The sequence below is a fragment of the Streptomyces sp. B1866 genome, from assembly GCF_031932565.1.
Taxonomy (GTDB): domain Bacteria; phylum Actinomycetota; class Actinomycetes; order Streptomycetales; family Streptomycetaceae; genus Streptomyces.
On sequence record NZ_JAVSCF010000474.1, the window covers coordinates 1 to 2,104 of the forward strand.

1 protein-coding gene and 1 pseudogene are annotated in these 2,104 nt (G+C 77.8%); one reads left to right on the forward strand and one right to left on the reverse strand.

Annotated features, from left to right (window positions below; genetic code table 11):
- Positions 1-205, forward strand: a pseudogene (locus RKE29_RS29565) (hypothetical protein); the annotation flags it as partial.
- Positions 206-560: 355 nt separating this feature from the next.
- Here RKE29_RS29565 and RKE29_RS29570 read toward each other — a convergent pair.
- Positions 561-2,084, reverse strand: coding sequence for an acyl-CoA carboxylase subunit beta (locus RKE29_RS29570; RefSeq protein ID WP_312008789.1), 1,524 nt, complete (start codon positions 2,082-2,084; stop codon positions 561-563).
- Between the last annotated feature and the right edge of the window lie 20 nt (positions 2,085-2,104).

The following is a 2,104-nucleotide window of genomic DNA, read 5'->3' on the forward strand; positions in this document are numbered from 1 at the left end:
CGGGCAGGCGCGCGCCCGCGCCGCCGAGCGAGTCCCTGCCGCCGAGCGCGTCCGCGCGCCGTCCGGGACGGCGGCCGCACCGGGCGGCGGCCGCCCGGCAGGCGGCGGTTCGGCGGACGGCCGTTCGGCGGACGGCCACACGTCCGACGGCTGCCGGCGGCTCACCGAGGCGGTGGCCGCTCCGGCCCGGCGCCGTCCGGGATGACGGCCCGGGACGGTCGCCTGTCGGCCCGGGACGGTTTGCGACAGCCCAGGACGGAGGCGCGTCGCGGTCCCAGGACGGTGGCCTGAGAGCCCAGGACGGTGGCCTGTCGGCTCAGGACGGTCCCGTGACAGCCCGGGACGGTGGCGCGGCGGCTGGGGGCCGGGCCGGTGAACGGCCGGACGGTCCGCCCCTGACGGCCGTCCATACGGCGGCCACCCGGGTCCCGGCCGCCCAGGACGCGGCGGCCGCCCGGACGCCGGTCCCGCCCACGGCGCGGCCCCGGCCCCGACCCCACCCGCCCGAGGCCCCGGCCCCGCCCCTACCGAGGCCGGCCCCCGGGCGGGCGGCCGGGCCTTCACAGCGGGATGTTCCCGTGCTTCTTCGGCAGCGGCGCGACCCGCTTGTTCCGCAGCGCGCGCAGCGCCTTGACCAGCGTCACCCGGGTCTCGGCCGGTGCGATCACGTCGTCCAGCACGCCCCGCTCGGCCGCCGCGTACGGGCTGGTGAGCCGCTGCTCGTACGCGTCCGCGAGCGACCGCCGCAGGGCGTCGGCGTCCTCGGCGGCGGCCAGCTCCCGGTGGTGCAGCAGGTCCACGCCGCCGCGCGCGCCCATGACCCCGATCTGCGCGGTGGGCCAGGCGAAGCACAGGTCGGCGCCCAGGTCCCGGGACGCCATCACCGCGTACCCGCCGCCGAACGCCCTGCGGGTGATCACGGTGACCTTCGGCACCGTCGCCTCGATGTAGGCGAACCCCAGCTTGGCGCCGCGCCGGATGATGCCGCCGTGCTCCTGCGCCGTGCCCGGCAGGAAGCCCGGCACGTCCACGAACGTGACGATCGGCAGCCCGAAGGCGTCCAGGAAGCGCACGAACCGGGCGGCCTTCTCGGAGGCGTCCGCGTCCAGCGCGCCGGCCAGGTGCAGCGGTTGGCTGGCGACCACCCCGACCACCCGGCCGTCGACCCGGGCGAAGCCGCACAGCACGTTGCGCGCGAACTCCTGGTGCACTTCCAGCACCTCCCCGTCGTCCACCACCCGTGCCAGCACCTCCCGCATGTCGTACGGCCGCCCGTCGGCGTCCGGGACGACCGCGTCCAGCTCGGCGTCCCGCGCGGTGACCGTCAGGCGGCCGTCCGCCGGGAGGGACGGCGGCTCGGTGAGGTTGTTGTCGGGCAGGAAGGACAGCAGGTCGCGGACGAAGGCGACGGCGTCCTCCTCGTCGTCGGCGGCGTAGTGGGCGCTGCCGGTCCGGGTGGCGTGCACCCCGGCGCCGCCCAGCGCCTCCAGGCCCACCGACTCGCCGGTCGCCGACCGGATCACGTCGGGCCCGGTGACGAACATGTGCGACGTGCGGTCCACCATGACCACGAAGTCCGTGGCGGCCGGCGTGTACACGGCGCCGCCCGCGCACACGCCCATGACGACCGAGATCTGCGGGATCATCCCCGAGGCGTTGACCACGCGCGTGGCCACCCGGCCGTACGCGGACAGCGCCGGCACCCCCTCCTCCAGGCGGGCGCCGCTGGAGTCGATCATGCCGACGACCGGGCAGCCGACGCGCAGCGCCAGGTCCAGCAGCTTGCCCACCTTGACGCCGAACACCTCGCCGACGCTGCCGTGCGCGGCCGTCGCGTCCTGCGCGTAGACGCACACCTGCCGCCCGTCCACGGTGCCCGTGCCGGTGATCACGCCGTCGCCCAGCGGGCGGCCGCCGTCGGCCGCGCCGGCAGCGGTGGCCCGGCGCCTGGCCAGCGGGTCGGTCTCCAGGAACGAGCCGTCGTCGAGCAGCAGTTCCACCCGCTCGCGCGCGGTCAGCTTGCCGAGGGCGCGCCGCCGCCGCGCGGCGCGCGGCGAGCCGGGCTCGGCGGCCCGCCGCCGCAGCTCCCGGTGGGCGGCGACGC